This window comes from Nocardioides sp. (genome assembly GCF_031397825.1).
Classification (GTDB): domain Bacteria; phylum Actinomycetota; class Actinomycetes; order Propionibacteriales; family Nocardioidaceae; genus Nocardioides.
On the sequence record NZ_JANNML010000202.1, the window covers coordinates 1 to 2,200 of the forward strand.

The 2,200-nt window shown below is 71.3% G+C and carries 2 protein-coding genes; one reads left to right on the plus strand and one right to left on the minus strand.

Translation table 11 applies throughout. The annotated features are described in order from the left end of the window. A partial coding sequence (locus RMN98_RS17160) for a TetR/AcrR family transcriptional regulator (protein WP_309650031.1) occupies window positions 1–585 on the minus strand: 585 nt, incomplete at its 3' end. A gap of 158 nt (window positions 586–743) precedes the next feature. On the opposite strand from RMN98_RS17160, the gene RMN98_RS17165 reads away from it, so the two are divergent. Beyond that, the coding region (locus tag RMN98_RS17165) for a GAF domain-containing protein (protein WP_309650032.1) at window positions 744–2,200 on the plus strand (1,457 nt) is incomplete at its 3' end.

The window sequence follows — 2,200 nt, forward strand, 5'->3', positions numbered from 1 at the left end:
CTCGAGGGTGACCGCCCAGTGGTCGAGGATGCGGTCGCGCCGAGCCACGTCGTCGGAGACGAGGTTGGCGAGCCCGAGACCACGCATCAGGTCGAGGGTGGCCTGCACGAGCTCGCGGTTGCCCGGCAGCGACTCGTCCACGCCGAGCGCGTCGACGGTGGAGCGGGGGGTCGCGCGACCCACCCGTGTCTCCAGCTCGGCCACCGCCTCGCGCAGGGCGGGATCGGTGCGCGCGGCCATCCAGAGCTCTGCGGCAGCGACGAAGAGCGGGCCGGTGAACAGCTCGGCCAGCACCTCGAGCACCGCACGGGTGCGGCCGCCACCGGTCGGGAGGTCCGCCGTCCGGTCCAGGACCTCCTCGTGACGTACGGCGGTCAGGTGCTCGACCGCGGCCAGCACCAGGGCGTCCTTGGTCGGGAAGTGGTGGAGCTGGGCCCCCCGGCTGACGCCGGCACGCTGCGAGACGAGCGTGGTCGACGTACCGCTCCAGCCGTGCTCGACCAGGCACTCGACGGTGGCCTCGAGGAGCCGCTGGCGCATCAGACGGGTGCGCTGCGTCTGGGGCACACGCACCGTGGTCGACATGGCGCCACTGTGCCCGCCCCCAAACAAACAGTCAAGACTGATTGTTTGATCCCCAGGTTTTACTCGCGCACGGACGACCGACTTCCTACACTGGGGGTGAACCCCACACGCTCGGGAGGCGCGCAGGGGCCGCCAAACGCGAGGGGGCCGTCATCAGTGTGACCGTCCATGCCGTCGACCGTCGGGTCCACCACGTCCTCCAGCGCCTGCCCCGCATCCTGCGCAGCGACCGCTCCCCGACCGCTGTTCTCCGCGAGATCGCCGCGACGGCCCGCGAGCTGTGCGAGACCGACTACGCGTTCGCCGCCCTGCTCGACGAGGAGCGCGGGTTCTCCACGCTCGGATCCAGCGGCCTGCCCCCCGAGCTCGATGAGCTGCTGACCACCCACCCCGCCCTGCTGCGGGCTCGCTCGTCGGTGCTGGAGCAGGAGGGCAGCGTGCGCCTGTCGCTCGAGCCGGTCGACGTGCCCTCGGCACGTGGCAGCTCCTCGGCACGGCGTACGACGGTCACCTTCGGCGAGCTGCTCGCGGTGCGCCTGCGTGCCGGGGTCCGCACCGTCGGGATCCTGGTCCTGGCCAACCGCCCCGGCGCCGGCCACATCGGGTCCGACGCCGACGAGCTGCTGGCCGAGCTCGGCCGTGCCCTCGGCTCGGCCATGGACAACGCCCTGCTGCTGCGCGAGGTGCTGCACGCCCGGCGCTGGATGCGCGCCGCCACCACGCTCACCCAGCAGCTGCTCGGCGACGAGATCGACGACCCGCTGCGCGAGGTGTCCGAGCGGGCCATGGACCTGGCCAACGCCGACTACACGGTCGTGGCGCTGATCCAGGGCACGCACATGCACGTCCAGCACGTCGGCGGCCTCGGGGAGGTGGAGTCGCTGCGCAATCGCGTGGTCTCACTGCCCGTCACCACCGAGATGCGCACGTTGGAGCGGGGCGACGCCCTGGTGTACGGCGACCTGTCGCAGGTCCGCTCCGAGGTGTTCGAGGGCATGGACACCTCGGACTTCGGGCCGGCCCTGATCATCCCGCTCATCGGCGCCGAGAGCCTCACCGGTGTGCTGCTGCTCGGACGCTTCCAGGACAACCCGCCCTTCACCCACAGCGAGCTCGACCTCGCCTCGGCGTTCGCCGCCCAGGCCTCGGTCGCCCTCGAGCTCGAGTCGGCCCGTCAGGTCCAGGAGAAGCTGCTGCTGGTCGAGGAGCGCGACCGCATCGCGCGCGACCTCCACGACCACGTCGTGCAGCGCCTGTTCGCCACCGGACTCTCGCTGCACGGGGTCGCCAACCAGCTGGAGGGTGACACCCAGCAGCGCGTCTCGGACGCGATGTTCGCCATCGACGAGACCATCCGACAGATCCGCAACACGATCCTCACCCTGAAGTCCTCCGGTGACGAGTCGGTGACGCTGACCGACATGATCACCGACATCGGCGACGAGGCCGAGCGCCTGCTCGGCTTCCGACCGATCCTCGCGCTCGACCCCGGTCTGCGCTCGGTGCGCGGCCCGCTGGCCGACGACATGGCGGCCTGCGTGCGAGAGGCGCTGAGCAACGTCGTACGCCACGCCAACGCCAGCCAGGTCATCATCAAGGCCACGGTGCACCTGGG